Origin of the sequence: Sediminicoccus sp. BL-A-41-H5 (assembly GCF_050632405.1) — a bacterium.
GTDB lineage: Bacteria > Pseudomonadota > Alphaproteobacteria > Acetobacterales > Acetobacteraceae > Roseococcus.
This window is the reverse complement of record NZ_CP192601.1, coordinates 1,645,723-1,669,948: the sequence shown is the minus strand read 5'-3', so window position 1 is coordinate 1,669,948 and position 24,226 is coordinate 1,645,723. Positions and strand designations below refer to the sequence as shown.

The 24,226-nt window shown below is 69.7% G+C and carries 21 protein-coding genes; 13 read left to right on the top strand and 8 right to left on the bottom strand.

Annotated elements, in window-relative coordinates:
• Window positions 1–40 precede the first annotated feature (40 nt).
• Window positions 41–1,714: a formate--tetrahydrofolate ligase gene (locus ACQ860_RS08325; protein WP_431302920.1), complete on the bottom strand. Its 1,674-nt coding sequence runs from the start codon at window positions 1,712–1,714 to the stop codon at window positions 41–43.
• 100 nt (window positions 1,715–1,814) lie between these two features.
• On the opposite strand from ACQ860_RS08325, the gene ACQ860_RS08320 reads away from it, so the two are divergent.
• A complete protein-coding gene (locus tag ACQ860_RS08320) occupies window positions 1,815–2,789 on the top strand; it encodes a Bug family tripartite tricarboxylate transporter substrate binding protein (RefSeq protein WP_431302919.1) in 975 nt (324 codons plus the stop codon).
• 126 nt (window positions 2,790–2,915) lie between these two features.
• The gene (locus tag ACQ860_RS08315; RefSeq protein ID WP_431302918.1) at window positions 2,916–3,566 is read left to right on the top strand and encodes an OmpW/AlkL family protein; all 651 of its coding nucleotides are present in this window, start codon (window positions 2,916–2,918) and stop codon (window positions 3,564–3,566) included.
• On the opposite strand, the gene ACQ860_RS08310 is transcribed toward ACQ860_RS08315, so the two are convergent.
• On the bottom strand, window positions 3,554–4,084 hold the full coding sequence (locus tag ACQ860_RS08310; RefSeq protein WP_431302917.1) for an NAD(P)-dependent oxidoreductase: 531 nt from the start codon (window positions 4,082–4,084) through the stop codon (window positions 3,554–3,556). The genes ACQ860_RS08315 and ACQ860_RS08310 overlap by 13 nt on opposite strands.
• Window positions 4,081–5,745: an NADPH-dependent assimilatory sulfite reductase hemoprotein subunit gene (locus ACQ860_RS08305; protein WP_431302916.1), complete on the bottom strand. Its 1,665-nt coding sequence runs from the start codon at window positions 5,743–5,745 to the stop codon at window positions 4,081–4,083. The genes ACQ860_RS08310 and ACQ860_RS08305 overlap by 4 nt, the downstream gene beginning before the upstream one ends.
• A gap of 94 nt (window positions 5,746–5,839) precedes the next feature.
• On the opposite strand from ACQ860_RS08305, the gene cobA reads away from it, so the two are divergent.
• From cobA to ACQ860_RS08285, 4 genes are all read left to right on the top strand, one after another.
• Complete coding sequence (gene cobA, locus ACQ860_RS08300; protein WP_431302915.1) at window positions 5,840–6,643, top strand: uroporphyrinogen-III C-methyltransferase; 804 nt, start codon at window positions 5,840–5,842, stop codon at window positions 6,641–6,643.
• On the top strand, window positions 6,630–6,803 hold the full coding sequence (locus ACQ860_RS08295) for a hypothetical protein (protein WP_431302914.1): 174 nt from the start codon (window positions 6,630–6,632) through the stop codon (window positions 6,801–6,803). The genes cobA and ACQ860_RS08295 overlap by 14 nt, the downstream gene beginning before the upstream one ends.
• Window positions 6,803–7,453 (top strand): peroxiredoxin, encoded by a 651-nt coding sequence (locus ACQ860_RS08290; RefSeq protein WP_431302913.1) that lies wholly within the window; start codon window positions 6,803–6,805, stop codon window positions 7,451–7,453. Before ACQ860_RS08295 ends, ACQ860_RS08290 begins: the two co-directional genes overlap by 1 nt.
• 155 nt (window positions 7,454–7,608) lie before the next feature.
• Window positions 7,609–10,530, top strand: coding sequence for an Ig-like domain-containing protein (locus ACQ860_RS08285; protein ID WP_431302912.1), 2,922 nt, complete (start codon window positions 7,609–7,611; stop codon window positions 10,528–10,530).
• 3 nt (window positions 10,531–10,533) lie between these two features.
• Here the strand turns inward: ACQ860_RS08285 and ACQ860_RS08280 are convergent, their stop codons facing one another.
• From ACQ860_RS08280 to ACQ860_RS08270, 3 genes are read right to left on the bottom strand one after another with little or no spacing between them, the layout of a single operon-like run.
• Window positions 10,534–11,478: an isopenicillin N synthase family dioxygenase gene (locus tag ACQ860_RS08280; protein WP_431302911.1), complete on the bottom strand. Its 945-nt coding sequence runs from the start codon at window positions 11,476–11,478 to the stop codon at window positions 10,534–10,536.
• Window positions 11,479–11,506: 28 nt separating this feature from the next.
• Window positions 11,507–13,054: an acyl-CoA synthetase gene (locus ACQ860_RS08275; protein WP_431302910.1), complete on the bottom strand. Its 1,548-nt coding sequence runs from the start codon at window positions 13,052–13,054 to the stop codon at window positions 11,507–11,509.
• Window positions 13,051–13,749 carry an SDR family NAD(P)-dependent oxidoreductase gene (locus ACQ860_RS08270; RefSeq protein ID WP_431302909.1) on the bottom strand — a complete coding sequence of 233 codons (699 nt, stop codon included), beginning with the start codon at window positions 13,747–13,749 and terminating at the stop codon, window positions 13,051–13,053. The genes ACQ860_RS08275 and ACQ860_RS08270 overlap by 4 nt, the downstream gene beginning before the upstream one ends.
• Before the next feature lie 99 nt (window positions 13,750–13,848).
• On the opposite strand from ACQ860_RS08270, the gene dctP reads away from it, so the two are divergent.
• The 5 genes from dctP to ACQ860_RS08245 all read left to right on the top strand — a co-directional run bounded on the left by dctP (window position 13,849) and on the right by ACQ860_RS08245 (window position 19,812).
• Complete coding sequence (gene dctP, locus ACQ860_RS08265) at window positions 13,849–14,904, top strand: TRAP transporter substrate-binding protein DctP (protein WP_431302908.1); 1,056 nt, start codon at window positions 13,849–13,851, stop codon at window positions 14,902–14,904.
• 10 nt (window positions 14,905–14,914) lie between these two features.
• The gene (locus tag ACQ860_RS08260) at window positions 14,915–15,424 is read left to right on the top strand and encodes a TRAP transporter small permease (protein WP_431302907.1); all 510 of its coding nucleotides are present in this window, start codon (window positions 14,915–14,917) and stop codon (window positions 15,422–15,424) included.
• Entirely contained in the window at window positions 15,421–16,707 is a 1,287-nt protein-coding gene (locus tag ACQ860_RS08255; RefSeq protein ID WP_431302906.1) for a TRAP transporter large permease, read from the top strand. Before ACQ860_RS08260 ends, ACQ860_RS08255 begins: the two co-directional genes overlap by 4 nt.
• Window positions 16,708–16,788: 81 nt before the next feature.
• Window positions 16,789–18,918, top strand: a complete 2,130-nt coding sequence (locus tag ACQ860_RS08250) for an acetate--CoA ligase family protein (protein WP_431302905.1) — start codon at window positions 16,789–16,791, stop codon at window positions 18,916–18,918.
• A 60-nt stretch (window positions 18,919–18,978) separates the two neighbouring features.
• Window positions 18,979–19,812 (top strand): EipB family protein, encoded by an 834-nt coding sequence (locus tag ACQ860_RS08245; RefSeq protein ID WP_431302904.1) that lies wholly within the window; start codon window positions 18,979–18,981, stop codon window positions 19,810–19,812.
• Here ACQ860_RS08245 and ACQ860_RS08240 read toward each other — a convergent pair whose 3' ends face one another.
• Window positions 19,813–20,634 (bottom strand): NAD-dependent epimerase/dehydratase family protein, encoded by an 822-nt coding sequence (locus ACQ860_RS08240; RefSeq protein WP_431302903.1) that lies wholly within the window; start codon window positions 20,632–20,634, stop codon window positions 19,813–19,815.
• A 51-nt stretch (window positions 20,635–20,685) separates the two neighbouring features.
• Here ACQ860_RS08240 and ACQ860_RS08235 point away from each other — a divergent pair, with 51 nt between their 5' ends.
• Together ACQ860_RS08235 and ACQ860_RS08230 are read left to right on the top strand one after the other, a co-directional pair.
• Window positions 20,686–22,038: an amidase gene (locus ACQ860_RS08235; RefSeq protein ID WP_431302902.1), complete on the top strand. Its 1,353-nt coding sequence runs from the start codon at window positions 20,686–20,688 to the stop codon at window positions 22,036–22,038.
• Window positions 22,035–23,117, top strand: coding sequence for an LLM class flavin-dependent oxidoreductase (locus ACQ860_RS08230; RefSeq protein ID WP_431302901.1), 1,083 nt, complete (start codon window positions 22,035–22,037; stop codon window positions 23,115–23,117). Before ACQ860_RS08235 ends, ACQ860_RS08230 begins: the two co-directional genes overlap by 4 nt.
• 72 nt (window positions 23,118–23,189) lie before the next feature.
• Here ACQ860_RS08230 and ACQ860_RS08225 read toward each other — a convergent pair whose 3' ends face one another.
• Window positions 23,190–24,206, bottom strand: a complete 1,017-nt coding sequence (locus ACQ860_RS08225; RefSeq protein WP_431302900.1) for a Bug family tripartite tricarboxylate transporter substrate binding protein — start codon at window positions 24,204–24,206, stop codon at window positions 23,190–23,192.
• Between the last annotated feature and the right edge of the window lie 20 nt (window positions 24,207–24,226).

The window sequence follows — 24,226 nt, the reverse complement described above, 5'->3', positions numbered from 1 at the left end:
ACGCCTTTGGTAATGCCACCAAGGGCGATCAGGCTCGGACCTAAAACAGTCCCTCGATCCGCCCGGCCTCATCCAGCCGGATGGTCTCGGCCGCCGGCACGCGGGGCAGGCCGGGCATGGTCATCACGTCGCCCGTGATGGCGACGACGAAGCCCGCGCCCGCCAGCAGCCGCACGTCCCGCACCGGCAGCACATGATCCACGGGCGCACCCAGCGCGGTCGGGTCGGCCGAGAAGCTGTATTGCGTCTTGGCGATGCAGATGGGCGCCGCGCCGAAGCCCATCGCCTCGAAGCGCTTCAGCTTCGCCAGCACCGCATCCGGGATCGCCACGTCCCGCGCGCGGTAGATCTCGCGCGCGATGGCGCCGACCTTGTCCGCCAGCGGCATCGCATCCGGGTAGAGCGGCTGGAACGCCGCCTCCTTCGCATCGAGCCGCCGCATCACGGCATGCGCCAGCTCCACCGTGCCGGCCGCACCGTCCGACCAATGGGTGCAGAGGATGGCCTCGGTGCCGAGTGCCGCCATCGCCTCCTGCACGGCCTTGATCTCGGCCTCCGTGTCCGCGGTGAAGCGGTTCAGCGCCACCACCGGCGGCAGGCCGAATTTCTTGATGTTCTCCACATGGCGGGCGAGGTTCGCGACCCCGCGCTTCACGGCCCCCACATCCTCGCGGCCGAGATCGGCCTTGGCCACGCCGCCATGCATCTTCAGCGCGCGGATGGTGGCGACGATCACGCAGGCATCGGGGGAGAGGCCGGCGAGTCGGCACTTGATGTCGAGGAATTTCTCGGCGCCGAGGTCGGCGCCGAAGCCAGCCTCCGTCACCACCACGTCTGAGAGATGCAGGCCCAGTGTCGTCGCCATCACCGAATTGCAGCCATGCGCAATATTGGCGAAAGGCCCGCCATGCACGAGGGCCGGCGAGCCCGCGAGCGTCTGCACCAGGTTCGGCGCCAACGCATCGCGCAGCAGCACCGCCATCGCGCCATCGGCCTTGAGGTCGGCCGCCGTCACCGGCTTTCCGTCGCGGGTGGAGGCCACGATGATCCGCCCCAGGCGCTTCTGCAGGTCGGCCAGGTCATAGGCGAGGCAGAAGGCCGCCATCACCTCGCTGGCCACGACAATGTCGAAGCCATCCTCGCGCGGGAAGCCATTGGCGGTGCCGCCGAGCGAGCCCACCACGCTGCGCAGCGCGCGGTCGTTCATGTCGAGCGCGCGGCGCCAGGTGACGCGGCGGGCGTCAATGCCCAGCGCATTGCCCCAGTAGATGTGGTTGTCGATCATCGCGGCCAGCAGGTTGTTGGCGGCCGTGATGGCGTGGAAATCCCCGGTGAAATGGAGGTTGATGTCCTCCATCGGCACCACCTGCGCATGGCCGCCGCCGGCGGCACCCCCCTTCACGCCGAAGCAGGGGCCGAGCGAGGGTTCGCGCAGGCAGATCATCGCGCGCTTGCCGATGTGGTTCAGCGCATCGCCGAGGCCCACGGTCGTCGTCGTCTTGCCCTCGCCGGCCGGGGTCGGGTTGATCCCGGTGACGAGGACGAGCTTGCCGAGCGGTCGGTCGTGCCGGGCGCGGGCCACGAAATCGAGGCCGATCTTGGCTTTGTACTTGCCGTAGGGCTCCAGCGCCTCGTCCGGGATGCCGGCGCGCGCCGCGATCTCGGCGATGGGGCGCAGCGTGGCGGCGCGGGCGATTTCGAGGTCAATGGACATTCATGTTCGCTCCCGTAACGCGGCGGATATGACCGGAAGAGGTTGTTTGGACAAGCCGGGCCTGAGCCGGCAGGATGCGGCCAAACAGGAGGAGCCCCGCATGCTGAACCGCCGCACCCTGCTCGCTAGCCCCGCTTTGCTGCCCGCGCTGGCTCAGGCGCAGCCCTCGGCCGATTGGCCGCAGCGCCCCGTGACCATGATGATCCCCTTCGTGGCGGGCGGGCCCTCCGACATCACCGGGCGCGTCATCGCGGCGCGTCTGGGCGGGCTGCTGGGGCAGACGGTGGTGGTCGAGAACCGGCCCGGCGCCAATGGCGCGGTGGCGGCGCAGGCCATGGCGCGGGCGGCGGCCGATGGCCACACGATCATGACCGGCTCGATCGGCGTCTATGCTATCAACAAGGCGCTGCGCCCCAACCTGCCCTATGACCCGGTGCGGGATTTCGCGCCGATCACGCTCGCGGTCACCACGCCCAATGTGATGGTGATCAACCCGCAGCAGGTGCCGGCGACCGACTATGCCGGCGTGCTCGCCTGGCTGCGCGCCAATGGCGGCCGCGCCTCCTACTCCACCTCGGGCGTCGGCTCCTCCGAGCATCTGACGATGGAACTCTTCAAGCTGCGCACGAACACCGAGGCGACGCACATCCCCTACCAGGGCGGTGCCGCGGCCGCGACGGCGCTGCTGGCGGGCGATGTGCAGCTCACCTTCCAGAATCTCGGCACGGTGGCGCCGCACATCGCGGCCGGCCGGCTGCGCGCCGTGATGGTGACGAGCGCGGCGCGCAACGCGACCGTGCCCGATGTGCCGACGGCGGCCGAACTGGGCCTGTCGGATTTCGTCGTCACCTCCTGGCAGGCGGTGATGGCGCCGGCGGGCGTGCCGGCGCCCATCCTGGCGCGGCTCGAGGCCGCCTGCATCGAGGCGCTGCGGCACCCCGAAAGCCGGCAGCGGCTGAACCAGATCGGCTTCGACGTCGTCGCATCCAGCGCCGCCGAGTTCCGGCGCTTCCAGGAGGCGGAGCTGACGCGCTGGCGCGGGGTGGTGGAACGCGCGCAGATCCGCGCGGAATAGGGCCGCCGCGTCCCGGTCCTGGGGCGCCCGCAACCTTCCCACGCTCCCTTGAACCAGCGCAATGCAACATGCGTTCGCCTCGGTAAATTTTGCCTCAGCGGCAGGGGCTGCACAGAGGAAGAGGCAATGAAATCCTGGGGAAAATGGGCTGCAGCCGCGATGATGCTGGCGGGGGCCGGCACCGCGATGGCGCAGGAGGTCGAGCTGCGCGGCAAGCGCACGGGCGACTTCATGATCGGCTTCGGCGCGGTGGGCGTGCTGCCCACCAATGGCGGCAATGTCAGCCTGATCGGCGGCACGCCGCAGGCCAGCAACGCGGCGAGCCCGCTGCTGGACGGCACCTATTTCTTCACGCCGAACATCGCGCTGAACCTGATCGCCGCCACCACGCGGCACAAGCTGACGGTGACGAACTCCGCGCTGGGGACGGTCAATCTCGGCACGGTCTGGGCGCTGCCGCCGACGCTGACGCTGCAGTACCACCTGATGCCGCAATCGCGCATCAGCCCCTATGTGGGTGTCGGCCTGAACACCACCTTCTTCTACGGCTATGGCGGCAATCCCTCCGCGCCGGTCAACCGCGTGCGGGTGGATGCCACCGTGGGTGTCGCGCCCAATATCGGCGTGGACTACGAGATCGCGCCGAACTGGCTGCTGAACCTCGATGCCAAATGGATCCTGATGCAGCCGGATGCGAGCGTGAACAGCGGCTTGATCCGCGCGCAGGCGAACATCAATCCCTTCGTGATCAGCGCGGCGGTCCGCTACCGCTTCTGAGTGATCTCACAGGGGCAGTCGAGCCAGGCTGCCTCCCGGATGCGGGCGGAGAGCGCCCGCATCACCTCGGGCGGCGTCGCACCCGCCGCCCGCAATTCCTGGCGCTGCCGCGCCAGTACATCCAGGTGCGATTCCCACTCCGGGCCGAAGCGCCGCTCGAGCCAGGCGCGCAGCGCGGCCGCCATGGCCGGCGCGCCGCCGCCCGTCGAGACTGTCAGCAGCAGGTCGCCACGGCGGATGAGCGCCGGCACATGAACGTCGCAAAGATGCGGCACATCCTCGATATTGACCGGGATGCGGCGCGCGCGCGCCGCGGCGGCGAGCGCCTCGCCCTCCGCCTCGTCGAGGCCGGCGCCGAAGACGAGGCGCGCGGCGTCCAGCGCTGCGTCATCGGGCTGCGTCGCATGCAGGGTGAGCGGCAGCCCCGCCGCGTCGAGCAGGGCGCGGCGCTTTTCGAAGGCCGGGCCGCGGCCCACCAGCAGCACCGGCGTGGCCTTGGTGAAGACCAGCGGCATCATGCGGCGAGCGCCGTCTCCGTCAGCGCGCGGCAGGCTTCCGGCCCCTGGCGCGTGCAGAAATCGCCGAAGCCCTCGCCGGCGACGCGCCAGGCCGCCCAATGCGCCAGCAGCGGCGCGAGGGTGGCGCCGACGGCCTCCATCGGCACCTTGTCCGCCACCGCGAAGCTGAGCCGCGTGCCGGCCAAATCCCCACCGACAAAGAGCGTGTAGAGCCCGGGCGCGCGGCCCACCACGCCGATGTCGCCCTGGTAAGGGCGGGCGCAGCCATTGGGGCATCCGGTCAGGCGCAGCGAGATGCGCTCGCCCAGCAGGTCCAGGCGCTCCAGCTCGCGCTCCACCTGGGCCAGGATGGGCTGGCGTACGCGCTCGCCCTCGGCCAGCGACTGGCCGCAACTGGGCAACGCCACGCAGGCCATCATGGCGCGGGCGATGGGGGTGAAGGCCGCAGGCAGGGGCACGGCATTGTCGCGCAGCAGCGCTTCGAGCGCGGCGCGATCGGCCTCGGCCACGTCGGAGAGGAGCAGGTCCTGCCCGGGGGTGGCGATCGGGTTCACGCCGAAGCGCTTCATCGCCTCGCGCAGCGTGGCGCGCAGCGCGCCCGCGATGCGCCCGGAGGGAATGTGCAGGCCGAGCCACCAGCGGCCATCGCCCTGGGGGTGCCAGCCGAGGTGATCGGGCACCGTCAGGCGGGGCAGGGGGGGCGCGGGGCGCAGGGGGCGGCCCAGATTCTCGGAAAGCCGGGCGCGGGCCCATTCCACGCCGCGCTCGGCCAGCACGTATTTCAGGCGGGCATGCTTGCGGTCGCTCCGGTCGCCATGATCGCGTGAAAGGCGGACGACGGCCTCCGCCATTTCCAGGACTTCCTCGGGGCCGATCAGCGCGGCGGCGTCGGCCAGGCGCGGGAAGGTGGCGGGCTTGTTGTGCGTCATCCCCATGCCGCCGCCGATGGTCACGATCCAGCCCTCGGGATGCATCACGAAGCCGAGGTCGTTCGCCAGCACATCGGCGCTGTTGTCGTCGGGGTGGATGAGGGCGATCTTGAATTTCCGGGGCAGATAGGTGGGGCCGTAGAGCGGCTCCTCCTCCGGGGCGGATGCGGCTTCCTCGCCCAGGAAGATCTCGTGATGGGCGCGGCTCTTCGGCAGCAGTGCGTCCGAGAGGCGGCGGGCCTCCGCTTCCAGCCGGGCGTGGATGGCGTCACGCCGGGGCGCGGGCGAGGTGATGACGTTGCGCACCACGTCGCCGCAGGCGGCCAGCGTTGTCAGGAGCGTCGCGTTGATGACCGCGACGGAGGCACGCAAATTTTCACGCAGGATGCCGTGAAATTGCACGCCCTGGCGGGAGGTGAGGCGCAGCGTGCCGTCGGCGAAGGCGCCGGCGAGGTCATCCAGCGCGAGCCATTGCTTCGCCGTCAGCCGCCCGGCGGGGGCACGGACGCGGACCATGAAGGACCAATCCTTGTCCTCGCCCGCCTGCTTGCGTGCGGTGGCGGTGTCGCGGTCGAATTGCTCGTAGGTTCCGTGGAATTTCAGCAACGTATAGGCAGCCTCGGAGAGGCCGCCCTTGGCGGCTTCCGCGCCCAGTTCCGCGTCGAGCGGGCCGCGCAGACCGCGGCTCGTGGCCTTGATGGTCTCGGCTCCACTGGGTTTGGCCTGCGTCATTTTCCAAAATCCTGCCGTAAAACACCTGGACCCGCTTTCCGCATTTATTTACGTTGACGTCAAGCAGAATTTCAGGAATCAATCGCTTATGATCGTGCAATCATCCTCCGCCCTCGCCGGATCGCATTTCCCGCCGGGCGAAGTCTGGCTCTGCGGCGCCGGCCCAGGAGATCCGGAACTGCTCACGCTGCGCGCCGTTCAGGCGCTGGGCCAGGCGGATCTGATCCTGCACGACTCGCTGCCTGGCCGAGGCGCGCTGCGCCATGCCCGCCGCGCAGCCGAGATCGTGGCGGTGGGCAAGCGCAAGGGTGCGGCCCCGGTGCCTCAGGCCAAGATCAATGCGCGCCTGGTCGCCGGCGCGCGGGCCGGGCTGCGCGTGCTGCGGTTGAAGGGCGGCGATCCCTTCACCTTTGGCCGCGGCGGTGAGGAGGCGCTGGCCTGCGCGGGCGCCGGCATTCCCTGGCGGGTCATTCCCGGCATTTCGGCTGGCATGGCGGCGCCCGCCGCGGCCGGTATCCCGATCACGCATCGTGGAATGGCCTCCGCCGTCACCTTCGTGACCGCGCATGACGAGACGGGCGCGCTGCCGGATCTGAACTGGACGGCGCTGGCGCAATCGGGGGGGACCATCGCGGCCTTCATGGCCGTGTCGCGCCTCGATGAACTGGCGCTGCGGCTGCTGGCCGGCGGGCTGCCTGCCGCGACGCCCGTGGCCCTCATCTCGCAGGCCAGCCTGCCCGGGCAGGCGGTGCTGCACAGCACGCTCGGCCAATGCACGCTGGAGGCACGGCGCGTCGGCCTGCCCACGCCCGCGATGATCATCATCGGCGCCGTCGCCACCCTTGGCCGTCCGGCCCTCACCCAGACCCTGGAAGGATTGCGCCATGCGCATGGTTGATTGGAGCGAGGCCCAGAATATCGAATTCTTAACCCCGGAACCGCCGCCGCCGGTTCAGGATTTGCCCGAGGAACCCTGGCTGCCCGCCTGGGATGTGACGCTCATGACTGTCGCGGCCTTCGCCCTCATTGCGCTGGCCGCCCTTACGGAGATTGGATGATGACTTTGCAATACGGTGCCCCGCTCTCGCTCGGCCAGATCGCGCCCGATTTCGAGGCAGAAACCACCGACGGCCCCATCCGCTTCAGTGACTGGGCGAAGGACAGCTGGGTGGTCTTCTTCTCCCACCCGCGCGACTTCACGCCGGTCTGCACCACCGAACTCGGCGAGGCCGCGCGCCTCAAGCCGGAATTCGACAGGCGTGGCGTGAAGGTGATTGGCCTGAGCGTGGACCCGCTCGACAAGCATGACGCCTGGGCCGAGGACATTCACCAGACCCAGGGCACGGCGCTGAACTTCCCGATGATCGCCGACCAATCGAAGCATGTCTCGCAGCTCTACGGGATGATCCATCCCGAGGCCGATCCCTCCATCACCGTCCGCACCGTCTATGTGCTGGACCCGGCGCGGAAGGTGCGCCTCACGCTCACCTATCCGCCGAGCACGGGCCGCAACTTCCACGAGGTGCTGCGCGTGATCGACAGCCTCCAGCTCACCGACAGGCACAAGGTGGCGACGCCGGTGAACTGGCAGCCGGGCGATCGCGCCATCATCGTGCCTTCGCTGTCGGACGAGGAGGCGGCGAAGCGCTTCCCGCAGGGTTGGAAGGCGGACCGGCCCTATCTGCGCTGGGTTGAACTCAAGGAATAGCCGCGTCGCACGAAACGCCCGCCTCGCGTCCTTGCAACCCTGGGGTGGGTGTTCCGGCGTGCATGCGCGGGAGCGTTGTGCGGTTTCGCTTTGCGCGCGGTGCAGCGGGCGTTAATATTTAAACGCGACATCAAAAAACCTTGAGAGGCACCGCCATGACCCGACTGCTCGTGCCGGGAAGCGTCAGGTCCGACCGTCTGGGCGGCCCCCTCGACGACCCGTTCCGTCCGCTCGACATCTGGGGCTTCGGCGGCAATGACACGCTGGTGGGTGGTCTCGCGGCCGACATCCTGCGCGGCGGCACCGGCCATGACGAACTCTCCGGCGACGCCGGGGGCGACCTCCTTCTGGGCGAGGACGGGCAGGATACGCTGGCCGGCGGTTATGGCGATGACACGCTGGATGGCGGCAACGGGCATGACGTTCTGCAGGGCGGCGAAGGCGCCGATCTCCTGCTGGGCGGCGCCGGGCAGGACACGCTCGATGGCGGCGCTGGCGATGACGCGCTCCATGGCGGCGATGGGCATGACCAGCTCACCGGTGGCGCCGGCGCCGACCTCCTGTCGGGTGGCGCCGGGCAGGACACGCTGGCCGGCGGTGACGGGAACGACACGCTCGATGGCGGGGACGGGCACGACCAGCTCTCCGGCGGCGCGGGGCAGGACGAGCTTTTCGGCGGCGCGGGCCAGGACACGCTGACCGGGGGCGCGGGCGATGACCTGCTGGATGGTGGCGATGGCCACGACCTGCTCTCGGGCGGCGAGGGTCATGACATCCTGCGCGGCGGCGCGGGAAATGACAGCCTGAATGGCGGCAGTGGCCGCGACACGGCCCGGTTCGACGGCAACCTTGCCGGTTATCGCATCACCGATCTGGGCCAGGGCCAGGTCGAGGTGCGGAACCTGACCGGCGCCGAGGGCCGGGATGTCCTCACGCGCGTCGAACTGCTGAGCTTCGCGGACACCACCATCGAGGTGACCGGCGTGCCGGCCCCGCCCAGCATCACGGGCTTTTCCGAGGATACCGGCCTCGCGGGCGACGGGCTGACGGCGGATCGCAGCATCACGCTGACCGGTAGCGCGGCGGCCCATGCGCTGGTCGAGGTCTTCGCCCAGGGCGTGCTGCTCGGCGAGGCCACGGCCGGGGCCGATGGCGCCTGGTCCTTCACGACGGCGCCGCTGGCCGATGGCACGCAGGATTTCACCGCGCAGGCGACGCGGGGCGGGCTGACCAGCGCGGCCTCCGCGCCGCTTTCGCTGGTGATCGACGGCACGGCGCCCATCGTCTCGGCGCTGGACCTGCTCGCCTCCTCCGACAGCGGCGTACGCGGTGACGACATGACCGCCTTCCGCTGGGTGGATCTGGTGGGCCAGGGCGAGGCGGGGGCGACGGTCACGCTGCTCGGCACCGGCATTACCACCACGGTGGGCGCCGATGGCCGCTTCCAGTTCGGCAATGTCGCCCTCGATCTCGGCCTGAACAGCTTCACCGTCGAGATCACCGATGCGGCGGGGAACAGCAGCCTCGCCGATTTCGGCATCACCCGCGTGGATGATGGCACGACCGACCCGATCCAGGGTTGGAACTGGGTGATGCTGGAGGCGATCCGCATCGGCGGCCTGGTGACGGCGAATGCCTCGCGTCTGCTGGCCCTGGAGAGCATCGCGACCCTCGATGCGATCGCTGCCATCGACGGAACCAGCCCCTTCATGGTCGCGCTTGACGCGCCGGAGGGGATCTCGGCCCCCATCGCCGCCGCCGCGGCGGCACATCGCGTCCTCAGCGTCTACTTCACGGGCAATGCGCAGTCGGCCGTGCTGCAGGCCAGCTTCGACGCGCGCCTGGCGCAGGATCTGGCGCAGCTGGCGCCGGGGGCGGACCGCGATGCGGCGGTCGCCTTCGGCCAGGCCGTGGCCGATGCCGTGATCGCGATCCGCGCGGGCGATGGCCATGACGCGGTGGTGAGCTATGTGCCCGGCACCGATCCCGGGGATTGGCGCCCCACCCCACGTGTCGGCCCGGGGGGCACGGAACTGCCGGGCCGCCCCGCGCAATTGCCGCAATGGGGCGAGATCACGCCCTTCCTGATGGAGGATGGCGGGCAGTTCCGCCCGGACGGCCCGCCCGCGCTGGACAGCGCGCAATGGGCGGCTGAGTTCAACGAGGTGAAGTCGCTGGGCGCCATCGACTCGACGACCCGCACCGAGGAGCAGACAGAAATCGCCTTCTACTGGCGGGACCTGACCAACACCTATACGCCGGCCGGCCGCTGGGCCCAGATCGCCGGCGAGGTGCTGGAGCAGCTCGGTCATTCCAGCGCCTCGGCCGCCCGCATCATGGCCGGCCTGAACCTGGTGGGTGCCGATGGCGCCATCGCCGCCTGGGATGCGAAATACGAGTATAATTTCTGGCGCCCCATCGCCGCGATCCGCGAGGCGGACACGGACGGCAACCCGGACACCATCGCCGATCCGAACTGGCGCCCGCTCTTCGAGACGCCGCCGCATCCGGACTACACGTCCGGCCATGCGACCTGCAGCCTGGCCGCCGCCTGGGCGCTGACCCACCTGCTCGGCGACAACATCGCCTTCACCAATGCCAGCGTTGGCCTGCCGGGCGTCTTCCGCAGCTTCGACAATTTCGTGCAGGCAGGGATGGAGGCGGGCGACAGCCGCATCTATGGCGGCATCCATTTCAGCAGCGCCAATATCGAGGGCCAACAGCTCGGCAAGGCCGTGGCCGATTGGGGCATCGCCGAGTTCCTGCGCAGCGAGGGCGAGGACATCTACGCGCCCATCATCCTGCTGAACACGGCGACGGGCACCCCGCTCAGCGCGCCGCCGGTGCTGAGCGGGCTTGCCTTCGACAACCGCGACGGACTGGACGTGATCCATGCGCGGCTGGATGGCGGGGCGGCGGCGGAGATCGCCCTCGATGCGCTGGGCCGGTTCAGCTTCGACGTGGCCGACGTGTTCGGCCCCATCGCGGATGGCGCCTACAACATCACGCTGGAGGCGGAGGATGCGGTGGGCCTCAATGCCACTCCGGTCACCTTCGCCTTCACCCTGATCGCGTAGCGCCTACGCCCCCTTGCGGTAGGCGAAGGCCTTGGCGAAGCAGTCGAGGATATGGCTGCCCGCCGTGGTCTGCGCGTAGAGCGGCGCCGCGGCGCCCAGGGCGCGCGGATCGATCGGCGCGTTGAAGTTGGGGTCGTGGAAGGTCGCGATGGACATGCGCTCATGGCCCGAGCGGTTGACCACGCGATGCGGCGTGCTGGCGAAGCGGTCATTGCTCCAGCGACCCAGCAGGTCGCCCACATTGACCACCAGCGTGCCCGGCAGCGGCGGGGCGGGAATCCAGGCGCCGGATTGGCGTTCCTTCACTTCCAGCCCGCCGCTGTCATCCTGCCAGAGCAGCGTGATGCAGCCGAAATCGGTATGCGGCGCCACGCCGAACCCTTCGGTGTCGTCGGGCGGCTGCGGCGGATAGAAGACGGCCTGGGTGCGCTGCAGTGGCAGGGTGTAGTGCGGGGTGAAGAAATCCTCCGGCAGGTCCAGGCTGATGGCGATGGCGCGCATCAGGCCGGCGCCGCAGCGCATCATCTCCGCGTAATAGGCCTCCATGGCCGGTTGCAGTTCCGGCACCTCAGCCGGCCACTGGTTGGGGCCGCGCAGCTTTTCGCCGGCGAGCACCACCGGGTGATCGGCTGGCAGGTCGAGGCCGAGGGAGAAGAACTCCTTCAGGTCGGGCTTGGTGGCGCCGGCCATCACCGCGCCGCCGGCCGCATGCCAGCCGCGATGGGCGAGGTTGGCGCGGGTGCGGGCCTTGATCTCGGGGGGCAGGTGGAAGAAGCGGCGCGCGGCGGCGACGGCGGCGGCGATGGTCGCCTCCGGCACGCCGTGATTGCGGATGTAGAAGAAGCCGGGCCCGGTGCAGGCGGCGCGGATCTCGGCCGCGATCTCCCGCAGCCGGTCGCCGCTGCCAAGGCCCGCGATGTCGATCACGGGCAAGCTCTGTCCAGACATCGTCTTTTCTCCTGATCGGGGCGAGGGGTCAGGCAAAGCCCACGCCCTCAGCGCGCAAGCGCTCGGCCAGCAGCGTCTTGGGCACCTTGCCATAGGCGGATTTGGGCAGCGCCTCCCACACCACGAAGCGGCGCGGATGCTTGTAGCGCGCGAGCCTGCCTTCGAGATGCGCGAGAAGTTCCTCTGCCGGTGTCGGCGCGCGCAGCACGAGGCAGGCGACGCCGGACTCGCCCCAGCGCGGATCGGGCATGCCGACCACGGCGCATTCGACCACGGCGGGGTGCGTCAGCAGTGCCTCCTCCACCTCGCGCGGATAGATGTTGGAGCCGCCGGAGATGAACATGTCCGACGCACGGCCGGTGATGTGCAGGAAGCCATGCGCGTCGAGGAAGCCGAGATCGCCCGTGTGGAACCAGCCCTGCCGGAAGGCCTTTTCATTGGCCGGGTCATTCTGGAAATAGCCGGCGAAGACGCCAGGCCCGCGCACGCAGATCTCGCCGCGCTCGGCATGCTGGCCGTCCTCGTCCAGGATCGCGATGTCCATCCCGGTGCGCGGCGCGCCGACGCTGAGCGCGCCGGGGGCGGCGTCGTCGGTGCTGTGCTGGTCGGGGCGCAGGACGGTGATGCAGCCGGTCACCTCGCCGAGCCCGAAATACTGCACGAGGCAGGGGCCGAGCCGTTCCATCGCGCGGAGCTGGTCGGCGCGGTACATGGGCGCGCCGGCATAGATGACGTGGCGCAGCTGGTGCGGCGCGGCGGCGGGGTCGGCCACCAGCATGTTCAGGATCGTGGGCACGGTGAACATGTTCGTCACCCCATGCCGCGCGATCAGCTCCCAGGCGATGGCGGTGTCCAGCCGCTCGCCAGGCAGCAGCACCGAGCGGGCGCCGCGCGCCACCTGGCAGAGCGCATGGATGCCGGCGCCATGGCTCAGCGGTGCGACCACCAGAGAGGCGTCGCGCTCCGTCAGGCCGGGCATGAGATCGGCCAGATGGTTGGTGATGATGAAGCCCATCTGGCCATGCGTCAGCACCGCGGCCTTGGGCCGGCCTGTGGTGCCGGAGGTGAAGAAGAACCAGCAAGGGTCGTCGCGTCCGACCTCGGCCTCGTGGTTCAGCGGCGGGGGCGTCGCCTCGTTGAGCAGCGTCTCGTAATCCGCCTCATGGGCGCGGGCATCGCCCACCGCGATCACCAGGCGGCAACCGGGCGCGGCCTCCTGCACCGCGTCGGCGTGATCCGCGAAGCCATGGTCGCGCAGCAGCGCGCGGGCACCGCTGGCCTCCGCCAGGTAGGCGACCTCGGGCGGGGTCAGCCGCACATTGGTCGGCACCCAGACTCCGCCGATCTTCCAGGTGGCCCAGAGGCTTTCGAACATCGCGTTGCCGTTGCGCGCATGGACCAGCACGCGGTCGCCCTGGCCGATGCCATGGGCGCGGAGTGCGGCGGCCAGCCTGTCCACGCGGGCGTTCAGCTCGGCCCAGCTCCAGCGCTGCTCGCGCCAGATCAGCGCCGGCGCATCGGGCAGTCGGCGTGCCGTCTGGCTCAGCAGGCGGCCGAGATTGGTGGCGGGGATCATGCCCGCACCCCCGCGCCCGCATAGCCGCCATCCACGGGCAGCGCGTGGCCGGTGATGTAGGAGGAGCGCGCGGGATCGAGCAGGAAGAGAGCAGCTTCTGCCACCTCCTCCACACGGCCATAGCGCGCGGCCGGGATGCGGCTGAGCCATTGCGCGCGGGTCGCGGCATCATGCAGGGCCATGACCATCGGCGTCTCGATCGGCGCGGGGCAGATGGCGTTCACGCGGATGCCGTGGGGGGCGAGGTCCATCGCCATCACCTGCGCCATGTTGATGACGGCCGCCTTGGAGGCACCATAGGCGACGCGCCCTTCCACGCCGCGCAGGCCGGAGACCGAGGCGATGAGCACGATGCTGCCGCCCTTGCCACCTGCCACCATGGCGCGCGCCGCCGCCTGCGCGGCCAGGAAGCAGCCCGTGACGTTCACGTCGAGAATCCGCCGGAAGGTCTCCGGCGCGGTGTCGAGCAGGGGCGTGGCGGCCGAGATGCCGGCGGAGCAGACCAGGCCCTGCACATCGGTCAGCCCGCCGATCCATGCGGCCACGGCGCCGGCATCCGTCACGTCGAGCACGTCGCACCCCTCTGCCGGGTTGCGGTCGGCCAGCGCCGTCTCCCAGCCCGCGGCGCGGGCGGCGGCGCCGATGGCCGCCCCGATGCCCGAGGCCGCGCCCGTGATCGCCAGTCGTTTCGCCATCCGTCTCCCTGGCGGGGCGTCTTGCGCGCCCGCCTCCCTCGGCGGCATTGTGGCATCCGAAACGCGGCATGCAAAAGCCGCCTGGAGGAGATGACCCGCATGAGCCTGAAGACCCCCCGTCGTGTTCTTTTGGGCCGCGCCCTCCTGGCCGGTGGCGCCGGCGTTCTTGCTGCGCCGCGCATCGGTGGCGCGCAGCCGGCCTATCGGCCGGAGTACAAGCTCTCCGTCGTCGGCAACCGGCCCATCCCCTTCGCCGAGGGCGCCTTTCAATGGGCCGAGCTGGTGACGCAGCGCTCCAATGGACGCATCAATGTGCGCGTCTATCCCGGCAGCCAGCTCGTGGGCGGCGACCAGACGCGCGAGCTCTTGGCCATGCGCCAGGGCATCATCGACTTCGCGGTGTTCAGCACCATCAATATCGCGCCGCAGGTGCGCGAGGCCGGCATCTTCCAGCTGCCCTTCCTGATGCCCGACCATCGCGCCTTCGACGCGCTGATCAATGGCGAGGTGGGGCGTGACCTCGTCGGCATCATGGACCGGCGCGACGTGACGGCGGTGGCCTTCGGCGAGAACGGCTTCCGCGAGATCAGCAATTCCCGCCGCGCGATCAGCGCCCCGGCCGATCTGCGTGGCCTGAAGATCCGCTTCGCGGCCGGCGCCATCTTCAACGACATCTACAATGGCCTGGGCGCCAACCCGCTGCAGATGTCCTTCGCCGACCTGCAGCCCGCGCTCAGCACCGGCGCGGTGGATGGGCAGGAGAACCCGGTCAACCTCTTCCTCGCCTTCCGCATGGACACGCTGGCGCAGCGCCACATGACCATCTGGAACTATGTGAATGACGCGCTGATCTTCGGCCTTTCCAAGTCCGTGATGGCGAGCTTCACGCCCGCCGACCAGGAACTGGTGCGCGAATGCGCGCGTGAGGCGGCGCGCAACAATATCGCGCTGGCCCGCCGTGGCCTTGGCATCCCCGGCACGGATGACAGCGCGCTGGTGGAACTGCGCAACCGCAATGTGGAGGTGACGACGCTGACGCCCGCGCAGAAGCAGGCTTTCGCCACCGCGCTGCGCCCGGTCTATGAGCGCTGGTCCGGCACCATCGGCAACGAACTGGTGCGCAAGGCGGAAGCCGCCATCCGCGCCGCATCGTGACGCCCGGCTGATGGCCGCCGATTTCGACCCGACGGCCACGCCGCCCGACCCGAAGACGCGCATCCCGCTGACGCTGGAGCGCGTGCTGCTGGCCGCTGCGATGGGCGCCATGGCGCTGATCACAGCGGCGAATGTGGTCACGCGCTACCTCTCCAACATCTCGCTCGCCTTCACCGAGGAATATTCGGTGGCCCTGATGGTGGTGGTGGCGCTGGTGGGCACCGCGCTCGCCACCGCCTGCGGGCGGCATATCCGCATCGGCTTCTTCGTGGACAAGATGAACCCGGGCCGCCGCCGCGTGGCGGAGATCATGGCGCTCGGCCTGCTCATCCTCTGCTTCGGGCTGATCCTCTGGTTCGGCGCCCGCATGGTCTGGGACGAGTATGATTTCGAGGTCCTCTCGCCCGGCCTCGGCCATCCGCAATGGCTCTACACCATCTGGCTGCCGTTGCTGGCCATCCTGGTGATCGGCCGTGCGCTGGGCCGCATCATCCGCCTGGCACGGGGGGAAGAGGGATGATCGGGACCATCCTCTTCCTGATGTTCATGATCCTGCTGCTGGGCGGCGTGCCGATCGGCGTGGCGCTGGGCCTCGCCGGCGCGCTCGCCATCGCGCTGGCCGACCAGACGCTGATGGCGATGCCGACCAACGTCTATGCCGGCATCGCGAAATATCCGCTGATCGCAATCCCGATGTTCGTGCTGGTGGGCTGCGTCTTCGACCGCACCGGCGTCGCACTCCGCCTCGTGAAATTCGCCACCGCGCTGGTCGGCGCCGGGCGTGGCGCGCTGGCATCCGTGGCCGTGCTGGTGGCGATGATCATCGGCGGCATCTCGGGCTCCGGCCCTGCGACGTCCGCGGCCGTGGGCCAGGTGGTCACGCGCGGCATGGTGAAGGATGGCTATCCGCGGCCCTTCATCGCCTCCACCGTGGGTGCCGCCGCCGCGACGGACATCCTGATCCCGCCCTCCATCGCCTTCATCGTCTATGCGGTGATGGTGCCGGGCGTCTCGGTGCCGGCCATCTTCATGGCGGGGATGTTCCCGGGAATTCTGGCCGGTATCGCCATCATCGTGCCCATCCTCATCATCTCCTGGCTGAAGGATTTCGGGGGCAAGAATCCGGAGCGCGACGAGAACTCCGTCTGGCAGAGCTTCAAGGAGGCGATCTGGGGCCTGATGGCGCCCGTCGTGATCCTGGGCGGCATGCGCCTCGGCGCCTTCACGCCGACGGAAGCGGCGGTGATGGCGGTGTTCTACGGCCTCTTCGTGGGCTTCTTCATCTACCGCAGCATGACCATGCGCGACCTCTACGAAATGCTGGTGGAGGCGGGCGAAATCTCGGCCGTCATCCTCATCATCATCGCGCTCGCCAGCGTCTTCGCCTGGTCCACCTCCACGCTCGGCATCGTGCAGCCCATCGCGGGCTGGATCGTGGGCCTGGGGCTCGGTGAGTATGGGACCATCGCGCTCCTGATGGTGGCGCTGGTCTTCATCGGGATGTTCCTGGACGGCGTGTCCACCTTCCTCATCCTGCTGCCGGTGCTGATCCCCATCGCCCGCGCCTTCGAATGGGACCTGACCTGGTTCGGCGTGATCCTCACCATGAAGATCGCAATCGGGCAATTCACACCGCCCATGGCGGTGAACCTGATGGTCTCCTGCCGCATCGCGGGTGTGACGATGGAAAGCACCATCCCCTGGGTGGTCTGGATGATCCTGGCGATGTTCGTGGCCTTGGCCCTCGTCGTCGTCTTCCCGGGCATAGCGCTCTGGCTGCCGCGTGTGACCGGGATGATGTGAACGAAGCGGAGCGGGGGCTTGCCGAAACGCCCCGCCTGCTTCCGAATGCTGCGCAAGAACATCACAGGGAGCGAAGAACCGATGTCCAGCGTGGAAGCCCTGCGCGACCCCAAGAGCCTCACCCGCCTGCTGGCGCCGCGCAGCTTCGCCGTGGTGGGCGTCTCGGCCGAGCCCACGGGCTTCGGCGCGCGCACCGTGCAGAACATGCGGGACTTCGACGGCCCGGTCTGGTGCGTGAACCCGAAATACGCCGGCCAGGAACTGCATGGCCGCCCCTGCTTCGCCTCGGTGGCGGATCTGCCGGGCGCCCCGGATTCCACCGTCATCGCGCTGCCGCGCACGGGCGTCAGTGACGCGGTGCGGGCGCTCGCCAAGAAGGGCGGCGGCGGTGCGGTGATCTATGCCTCCGGCTATGGCGAGACGGACCTGCCCGAGCGCGCGGTGGAGGAGCAGGAGCTGCGCGAGATGGCGCGGCGCATGGGCTTCCCGCTGCTCGGCGCCAATTGCCTGGGCTTTGTGGACCATCGCCAGCGCGTCGGTGCCACCTTCATGCCGGACTACGTGAAGATGACCGCACCTGCCGGTGGTGTGGGCGTCGTCAGCCAGTCCGGCGCGCTCGGCTATGCGCTGATGCAGGCCGCCGAGCGCGGCTTCGCCATGTGCCACATGACCACGGCGGGGAATGCCACGGATCTCGATGTCTGCGACCTCGCGGCCTTCCAGCTCACCATCCCCGAATGCCGCAGCATCGCGCTCGCGGTCGAGGGGCTGCGCGATGCGCGGCGTCTCTTCCTGCTGGGCGAGATGGCGGCGAGCCTGGGCAAGACCATCGTCGTGCTCAAGCTCGGCCGTGGCGAGGTCGGCGCCAAGGCGGCTGCCTCGCACACCGGATCGCTCGCGGGCAGCAGTGCCGCCTGGTCGGCCGGCTTCAAGCGCGCGGGCATGCTCGAGGTGGGCGATTTCGACGCGCTGCTGGAAACGGCGGGCTTCTTCGCCAAGGCCGGGCCGCCCAAGGCCCGCGGCGTGGGCATCGTGACGCCCTCTGGCGGCGCGGGCATCATGGCGGCGGACCACGCGGAATTCGCGGGCCTGCCGCTGCCCCAGCCGGCACCCGAGACGGAGCGCGTGCTGCGCTCGGCGATCCCGGATTTCGGCAGCCCGCGCAACCCCTGCGACCTTACGGCGCAGGTCGCGACCAATCCGAAATCCTTCGAGGACTGCATGCTCGCGATGCTCAATGACGAGCAATACGCGACCGTCGTCTTTCCCGTCGTCTATCACAACCCGGCCCCGGCCGCGACGCCGACCCGCATGAAGACGCTGGAGCCGATGGCGGCGGCCACGGGCAAACCCATCTGCATCGCCTGGATTCCCGAGAGCCTGGAGGGCCCGGGGGCCGAGGCCGTGGATGTCAGCGCCAACCTCGTCCTCTTCCGCAGCATGCGGCGGATGATGAAGGCGCTCAGCCTCTGGTTCGAGCGCTACGACGCGAAGCCCTTGCCGGGCCAGGTGGATGCGCGCGCCAAGGCCGCGGCCGCCGCCATCCCGGCGGGTGCGGCCACGCTGATGGAGGCGGCCGCGAAATCCGCCTTCGCCACGGCCGGCTTGCCGGTGGTGGCCGAGCATCGCACGAAGGACGCCGCCGGCGCTGTCGCCGCCGCCGAGCAACTGGGTTTCCCGGTCGTGCTCAAGCTCGACAGCCCCGATGTCGCGCACAAGACCGAGGTGGGCGGTGTTGAGCTGAACCTTGGAGACGCGGCCGCCGTCACCGCCGCCTTCGGGCGCATCATGGCGGGTGCCGCAAAGCACGCGCCCCAGGCCCGGGTGGATGGCGTGCTGGTTCAGCGCATGGAGGCGCGGGGCGTGGAGCTCATCCTCGGCGCGCGACGCGATCCGCAATTCGGCGTCATGGTCCTGGTGGGGCTGGGCGGTGTGCAGGCCGAGCTCTGGAAGGATGTGGCGCTGGACGTGGCGCCCGTCTCGCCAGAGGGCGCCATGGCCATGCTCCGCAGCCTCAAGGCCTTCCCGCTGCTGGATGGCTTCCGTGGCAGCCCGAAGCTGCCGGTGGAGCAGATCGCCGTCACCATCGCGCAATTCTCGGGCTTTGCCGCCGCGATGGGCGACCGGCTGGAGGAGGCGGAGATCAACCCGCTGGTCTGCCGCCCGGATGGCTGCGTCGCGGTCGATGGTCTGATGATGCTCTCGGCCTGACAGGAAACGTTACCAAGAGCGCGATTCCAGGCGGTTGCATTCTGGTCTATGTTGCGGCGCATGAACCTCCGTCGCCGCCTCGCCTGGCTCCCGCTCGCCGCCTTCCTCGCCGGCTTCCTCCCCGCCGCCCCGAGCCTGGCCGCCGAGCCGGGCTCGGAGCATATGCTCGCGCACCGCGCCGCCTATCGCCTCAAGCTCGACAGCGTGCGGGACAATGCAAGCATCGAGCAGGCGGAGGGCATCATGCTGTTCGAGGTGATCGACGCCTGTGATGCCTGGGCCTCACGCCAGCGCTTCACGCTTCTGGTGGGCGACCGGGACGGCAATATCGTCGAGACCACCTCCGACTACGCGACATTGGAGGCGAAGGATGGCTCCTCGCTCCGCTTCTCGCTGACGCAGATGACCGGCGGCGCCGTGACCTCCCGCGTGGCGGGCGAGGCGACCATCACGGCCAATGGTGGGCGCATCCGCTACCAGGAGCCGGCCGCGACGGAGGAGGAGCTGCCGGCCGGCACCATCCTGCCGATGATTCACACCATTCGCAGCCTGGCGGCGGCGCGCGCCGGGCAGCGCATCTTCGTGGCCCCGCTGTTTGACGGCACCTCGGCCGATGGCGCACAGGACACGACGACCATCATCTCGGGCGGCTGGCTCGCGCCTCAGCCCAATGCCAATTTCCCGCTGCTGGCCACACTCTCCAGCGCACGCATGCGCATCGCCTTCTTCGATCGCAACACCACGGGCCAGGGCGGGGGCGCGGCCACGCCGGATTACGAGGTCAGCATGCGCTACTATGAGAATGGCGTGGCGGATGAGCTGAAGATGGATTTCGGCGAGTTTGTGGTGGATGGGCGGCTCGGCGAGCTGCAGCCCATCCCGTCTCCCTGCTGACTAATCCAGGCTGAAGGCGTCCTTCGGCGGCGGCGTGGGGCGGGAATAATCCATCACGCAGAAGGCGCCGCCCTGGTGGCGGCGGCCCACCGCATCAGGGTGCAGCACGCCCTCGAGCTCCGCCCGATATGCTTCGGCGCTGTCCTGCGGCGCCCAGCCGATGCGATCGCGATGATCCTTGGCCCACCAACTCGCCGGATTGGCCGAGGCGCCCCAGATCACCGCATGGCCAGTGCGTGGCGCGGCCAGGCAGGCCTGCACCAGCCGCGCGAGGTCCGGGTAGGAGAGCCAGGTCGAAAGCGCGCGCGCGTCGCGCGGTTCGGGCAGGCAGGTGCCGATGCGGAGGTTCACGTTCTCCACGCCGTGCTTGTCCCAGTAGAGGCGGCCCATCAGCTCGCCATAGGCTTTCGACAGGCCGTAGAAGCCGTCGGGCCGGAACTGGCAGTCGAGGTCGAGCCGCTCGCCCTGCTCGTGGAAGCCGATGGTGTGGTTGGAACTGGCGAAGACCACGCGCGCCTTCTCGCGCCGCGCCGCCTCGTAGATGTGGTACAGGCCGCGCAGATTGGGGCCGAGGATCTCCTCGAAGGGCTGCTCCACGCTGATGCCGCCGAAATGCAGGATCGCGCCGCAGCCCTCTGCCAGGCGGGCGATGGTCAGTCCGTCATTCAGGTCCGCGCGGGTGAAGCTGCACCCAGCCGGCACCGCGTCCGGAAAGGGTGCGATATCGGTGAGGCGCAGCGTCATCCCGGCGCTGGGCAGTTCGCGCGCCAGCATGCGGCCGAGAGCGCCTGACGCGCCGGTCAGGAGGATGGGTTTCATCATGCGCGTTGTCCTTCCATAGTCAGCCTGTCGCAAATCCAGCAGGACGGCCAGATGCCACGCCACGCCCACCCCACCATCGCCCATGCCGCGATCGCCCTTGAGAGCGGCCGCACCAGCGCGACCGCGCTCGTCGAGGAGGCGCTGGCGCGCGCGGCGGAAGGGGAGGGGCCGCGCGTCTTCACCGCGCTGCACGCCAAGGCCGCGCGGGAACAAGCCCGGGCGATGGATGCGCTGCGCCAGGCGGGTCGCGCGCCGAGCCGCTTCGCCGGCATTCCCATCACCGTGAAGGACCTCTTCGACGAGGCAGGGCAGGTGACGCGCGCGGGCTCCGTCGCGCGGGATGGCGCGAAGCCCGCCCCCGCCCCCGCGCCGGTGATCGAGCGGCTGAATCGCCAGGGCTTCATCGTCATCGGCCGCACCAACATGACCGAGTTCGCCTTCTCGGGCCTTGGCGTGAACCCGCATTACGGCACGCCCTCCAGCCCCTGGGACCGCGCGACAGGCCGTCTGCCGGGCGGCTCCTCCTCCGGTGCGGGTGTCGCCGCCGCTGACGGCATGGGCTTCGGCGGCCTGGGCACGGATACGGGTGGTTCCTGTCGCATCCCGGCCGCGCTGAACGGCGTGGTGGGCTTCAAGCCGACGGCGCGGCGCGTGCCCATCACGGGCGTGCTGCCGCTCTCGCCCTCGCTCGATTCCGTGGGGCCGCTCGCGCGTTCCGTCGGCTGCTGCCAGGTGCTGGATGCGATCATCGCCGGCGCCGAGACGCCGCCCGCGCTGGCGGAGGTGAACCTCTCCGGCCTGCGCTTCGGCGTGCTGAACAACATCGTGGAGGAGGGCATGCAGGGCGAGGTGGCGCGCGCCTATGCCCGCACCCTGGCCCGGCTGGAGGCGGCGGGCGTGAAGCTCGAGGATGTGACGCTGCCCGAGCTGGACCGCATGCCGACGATCAACGCCAAGGGCGGCCTGACGGCGTCCGAGGCCTATGCCTGGCATCGCCACCTCATCGCCAGCGACGGCCCGCGCTATGATCCGCGGATCCTGAAGCGCATCGCGCGCGGCGAGCATATGAGTGCCGCCGATTACCTCGATGTGGTGCAGGCGCGTGCCGAGGTGATCGCCGCCGTGGCGCCGCGCACCGCGCCCTATGACGCGCTGATCTGCCCGACCGTGCCGCTCATTCCGCCCGCCATCGCCGAGGTGGAGGAGGAGAGCGAGTACAACCGCATCAACCTGCTGCTGCTGCGCAACACAACCATTGCCAATTTCCTCGACCGCTGCGCCATCAGCCTGCCCTGCCATGTCCCGGGCGAGGCGCCGGTCGGCCTCATGCTGATGGGCGAGGCGATGGGCGATGCGCGCCTGCTCGCCATCAGCGCCGCCGTCGAGGCGTTGCTGGAGCAATGAGCAAGCTCGAATTCGGCTGGTACCTGCCCAGCAGCGGCGATACGACCAGCTATGCCGACGGCCCGAACGTGGTGCCCGCCGGCACCGAGATGTTCGACCGCGTGGTGCAGGCGGCCGAGGCGGCGGGCTTCGAATACCTGCTGGTCCCCGTCGCCATCCCCTGCTGGGAGGCCTGGGTGACCACGGCCTTCATGGCCGGTCGCTCCAGTTCCATCCGCATGCTGGTCGCCGCGCGGCCCGGCTACATCAACCCCGTGATGCTGGCGAAGATGGTGACGACCTTCGACCAGCTCACCGGCGGGCGCATCGCGGTGAACCTCATCGCCGGGCAATCCGAATCCGAGAATGCGGCGGATGGCATTCGCTACGGCAAGGAAGACCGCTACGCGCTGATGGCGGAGGAGGTCGCCATCATGAAGGCGCTCTGGACGGCCAAGGCGCCGCTGGATTGGGAAGGGCGCTTCCACACGCTCCGCGGCGCGCGCGTGATCCCGCCGCCGCTGCAGCAGCCGCATCCGCGCTTCTATCTCGGCGGTGGCTCACGCCAGGCCTGGGAGATCTCCGCCGCGCATGCCGATGTGCATCTCTTCTGGGGTGACCGGCCGGAGACCGTGGCCGAGCAGATGACCGAGATCCGCGCCATGGCGGCGGAACAGGGCAGGGGGCAGGCGATCGGCTTCGGCATGCGGCTGCAGATCATCTGCCGCGAGACGGAGGAGGAGGCCTGGGCCGCCGCGCATGAACTGGTGCGCGACGTGAGCGAGGAACGGAGTGCCGCGGTGCGCGCCAACATCGCCAATTCCGTCGCCAATCAGCGCGTGCAGGCGCTGCTGGCCGAGACGGGCGGGCTGATCGCGCCCAATCTCTGGGCGGGGCTGGCCCGCGCGCGGCAGGGCGCGGGTGTCGCGATCGTCGGCAACCCCGTGCAATGCGCCGATGTCATCCAGCGCTTCATCGAGATCGGCTGCCACAGCTTCTGCCTCTCTGGCTATCTGCATGACGAGGAGGCCGAGCGCTTCGGCCGCCTGGTGCGGCCGATCCTGGTGGAGCGCAACCCGGGACGCCTGCTGCCGCTCTGAGTGGAAGATCCAAGAAACTCAGTTTCTTGGTGGGAGAGCGCGAGAGGGCAAAGCCCTCTCGCAGGCCTCCTCCTAATCCAGCCGCACATTGTTCTCGCGGATGGCGTTGCCCCACTTCACGCCCTCGCTGCGGATGAAGGTGGCGAATTGCTCCGGCGTGCTGGTCAGAACCTGCGCGCCGAGGCCGCCGAGGCGTTCGCGCATCGCGGGCTGGGCCAGGATGCGATGGATCTCCTGGTTGATGCGCAGGATGATGGGCGCAGGCGTGCCGGCGGGCGCCACCAGGCCGAGCCAGGCCGCCGCATCGAAGCCCGGCATGCCACTCTGGCCCAGCGTCGGCAGATCGGGCTGGCGGTCGGAGCGGTTGGCGGTGGTCAGCGCCAGGGCGCGCACCCGGCCGGACTGGATGTGCGGCAGCGAAAAGACCTCCGTCTCGAACATGAAGTCGAGGCGGCCGGCGAGCAGGTCCGTCAGCACCTGCGGCCCGCCGCGATAGGGCACATGCGTCATGTCGAGCCCGCCGGCGGCGCGGGAGAACATCATGGTGATGAGATGCGCCGTGGTGCCGTTGCCCGGCGTGCCGAAGGTGACCTGGCCGGGGCGCGCGCGGGCCATGGCGATGAGTTCGGCCGGGCTGCGCGCGGGCGAATTGGCGTTCACCAGCAGCACGAAGGGCAGGTTCGCCACCAGCGTGATCGGCGCGAAGTCCCGCACCGGATCGTAGCCGATATTGGAATAGAGGTTGGGGTTGGTGGCGAGCGGCGCGGTGGCCGAGAGCAGCAGCGTATAGCCATCGGGTGCCGCCTGCGCCGCCGCGGCGGCGGCGAGGCTGCCGCCCTGGCCAGGCCGGTTCTCGATTACCATGGACCAGCCGGGATTTTCGCCGAGCTTCTCGGCGAGCAGGCGCGCGATGGTGTCCGTCGCCTGGCCCGGCGGAAAGCCCACCAGGATGCGGATGGGCCGCGCGGGCCAGGCCTGGGCCTGTGCCCGGCCCGCCAGCGCCAGCATGGGGGCGGCCAGCAGTGCCCGCCGGATTTGTCCGTAGCTTTCCATGAGTTTCCCCCAGATGCGGCCCTTGCCTTGAGCCATTTTCTCTCGGCAGAGTATGG

Bases quoted from the DNA above. Each gene is read 5' to 3' on its own strand.
- ACQ860_RS08325 (WP_431302920.1), bottom strand. From the start codon at position 1,714: ATGTCCATTGACCTCGAAATCGCCCGCGCCGCCACGCTGCGCCCCATC.
- ACQ860_RS08320 (WP_431302919.1), top strand. From the start codon at position 1,815: ATGCTGAACCGCCGCACCCTGCTCGCTAGCCCCGCTTTGCTGCCCGCG.
- ACQ860_RS08315 (WP_431302918.1), top strand. From the start codon at position 2,916: ATGAAATCCTGGGGAAAATGGGCTGCAGCCGCGATGATGCTGGCGGGG.
- ACQ860_RS08310 (WP_431302917.1), bottom strand. From the start codon at position 4,084: ATGATGCCGCTGGTCTTCACCAAGGCCACGCCGGTGCTGCTGGTGGGC.
- ACQ860_RS08305 (WP_431302916.1), bottom strand. From the start codon at position 5,745: ATGACGCAGGCCAAACCCAGTGGAGCCGAGACCATCAAGGCCACGAGC.
- ACQ860_RS08295 (WP_431302914.1), top strand. From the start codon at position 6,630: ATGCGCATGGTTGATTGGAGCGAGGCCCAGAATATCGAATTCTTAACC.
- ACQ860_RS08290 (WP_431302913.1), top strand. From the start codon at position 6,803: ATGACTTTGCAATACGGTGCCCCGCTCTCGCTCGGCCAGATCGCGCCC.
- ACQ860_RS08285 (WP_431302912.1), top strand. From the start codon at position 7,609: ATGACCCGACTGCTCGTGCCGGGAAGCGTCAGGTCCGACCGTCTGGGC.
- ACQ860_RS08280 (WP_431302911.1), bottom strand. From the start codon at position 11,478: ATGTCTGGACAGAGCTTGCCCGTGATCGACATCGCGGGCCTTGGCAGC.
- ACQ860_RS08275 (WP_431302910.1), bottom strand. From the start codon at position 13,054: ATGATCCCCGCCACCAATCTCGGCCGCCTGCTGAGCCAGACGGCACGC.
- ACQ860_RS08270 (WP_431302909.1), bottom strand. From the start codon at position 13,749: ATGGCGAAACGACTGGCGATCACGGGCGCGGCCTCGGGCATCGGGGCG.
- dctP (WP_431302908.1), top strand. From the start codon at position 13,849: ATGAGCCTGAAGACCCCCCGTCGTGTTCTTTTGGGCCGCGCCCTCCTG.
- ACQ860_RS08260 (WP_431302907.1), top strand. From the start codon at position 14,915: ATGGCCGCCGATTTCGACCCGACGGCCACGCCGCCCGACCCGAAGACG.
- ACQ860_RS08255 (WP_431302906.1), top strand. From the start codon at position 15,421: ATGATCGGGACCATCCTCTTCCTGATGTTCATGATCCTGCTGCTGGGC.
- ACQ860_RS08250 (WP_431302905.1), top strand. From the start codon at position 16,789: ATGTCCAGCGTGGAAGCCCTGCGCGACCCCAAGAGCCTCACCCGCCTG.
- ACQ860_RS08245 (WP_431302904.1), top strand. From the start codon at position 18,979: ATGAACCTCCGTCGCCGCCTCGCCTGGCTCCCGCTCGCCGCCTTCCTC.
- ACQ860_RS08240 (WP_431302903.1), bottom strand. From the start codon at position 20,634: ATGATGAAACCCATCCTCCTGACCGGCGCGTCAGGCGCTCTCGGCCGC.
- ACQ860_RS08235 (WP_431302902.1), top strand. From the start codon at position 20,686: ATGCCACGCCACGCCCACCCCACCATCGCCCATGCCGCGATCGCCCTT.
- ACQ860_RS08230 (WP_431302901.1), top strand. From the start codon at position 22,035: ATGAGCAAGCTCGAATTCGGCTGGTACCTGCCCAGCAGCGGCGATACG.
- ACQ860_RS08225 (WP_431302900.1), bottom strand. From the start codon at position 24,206: ATGGCTCAAGGCAAGGGCCGCATCTGGGGGAAACTCATGGAAAGCTAC.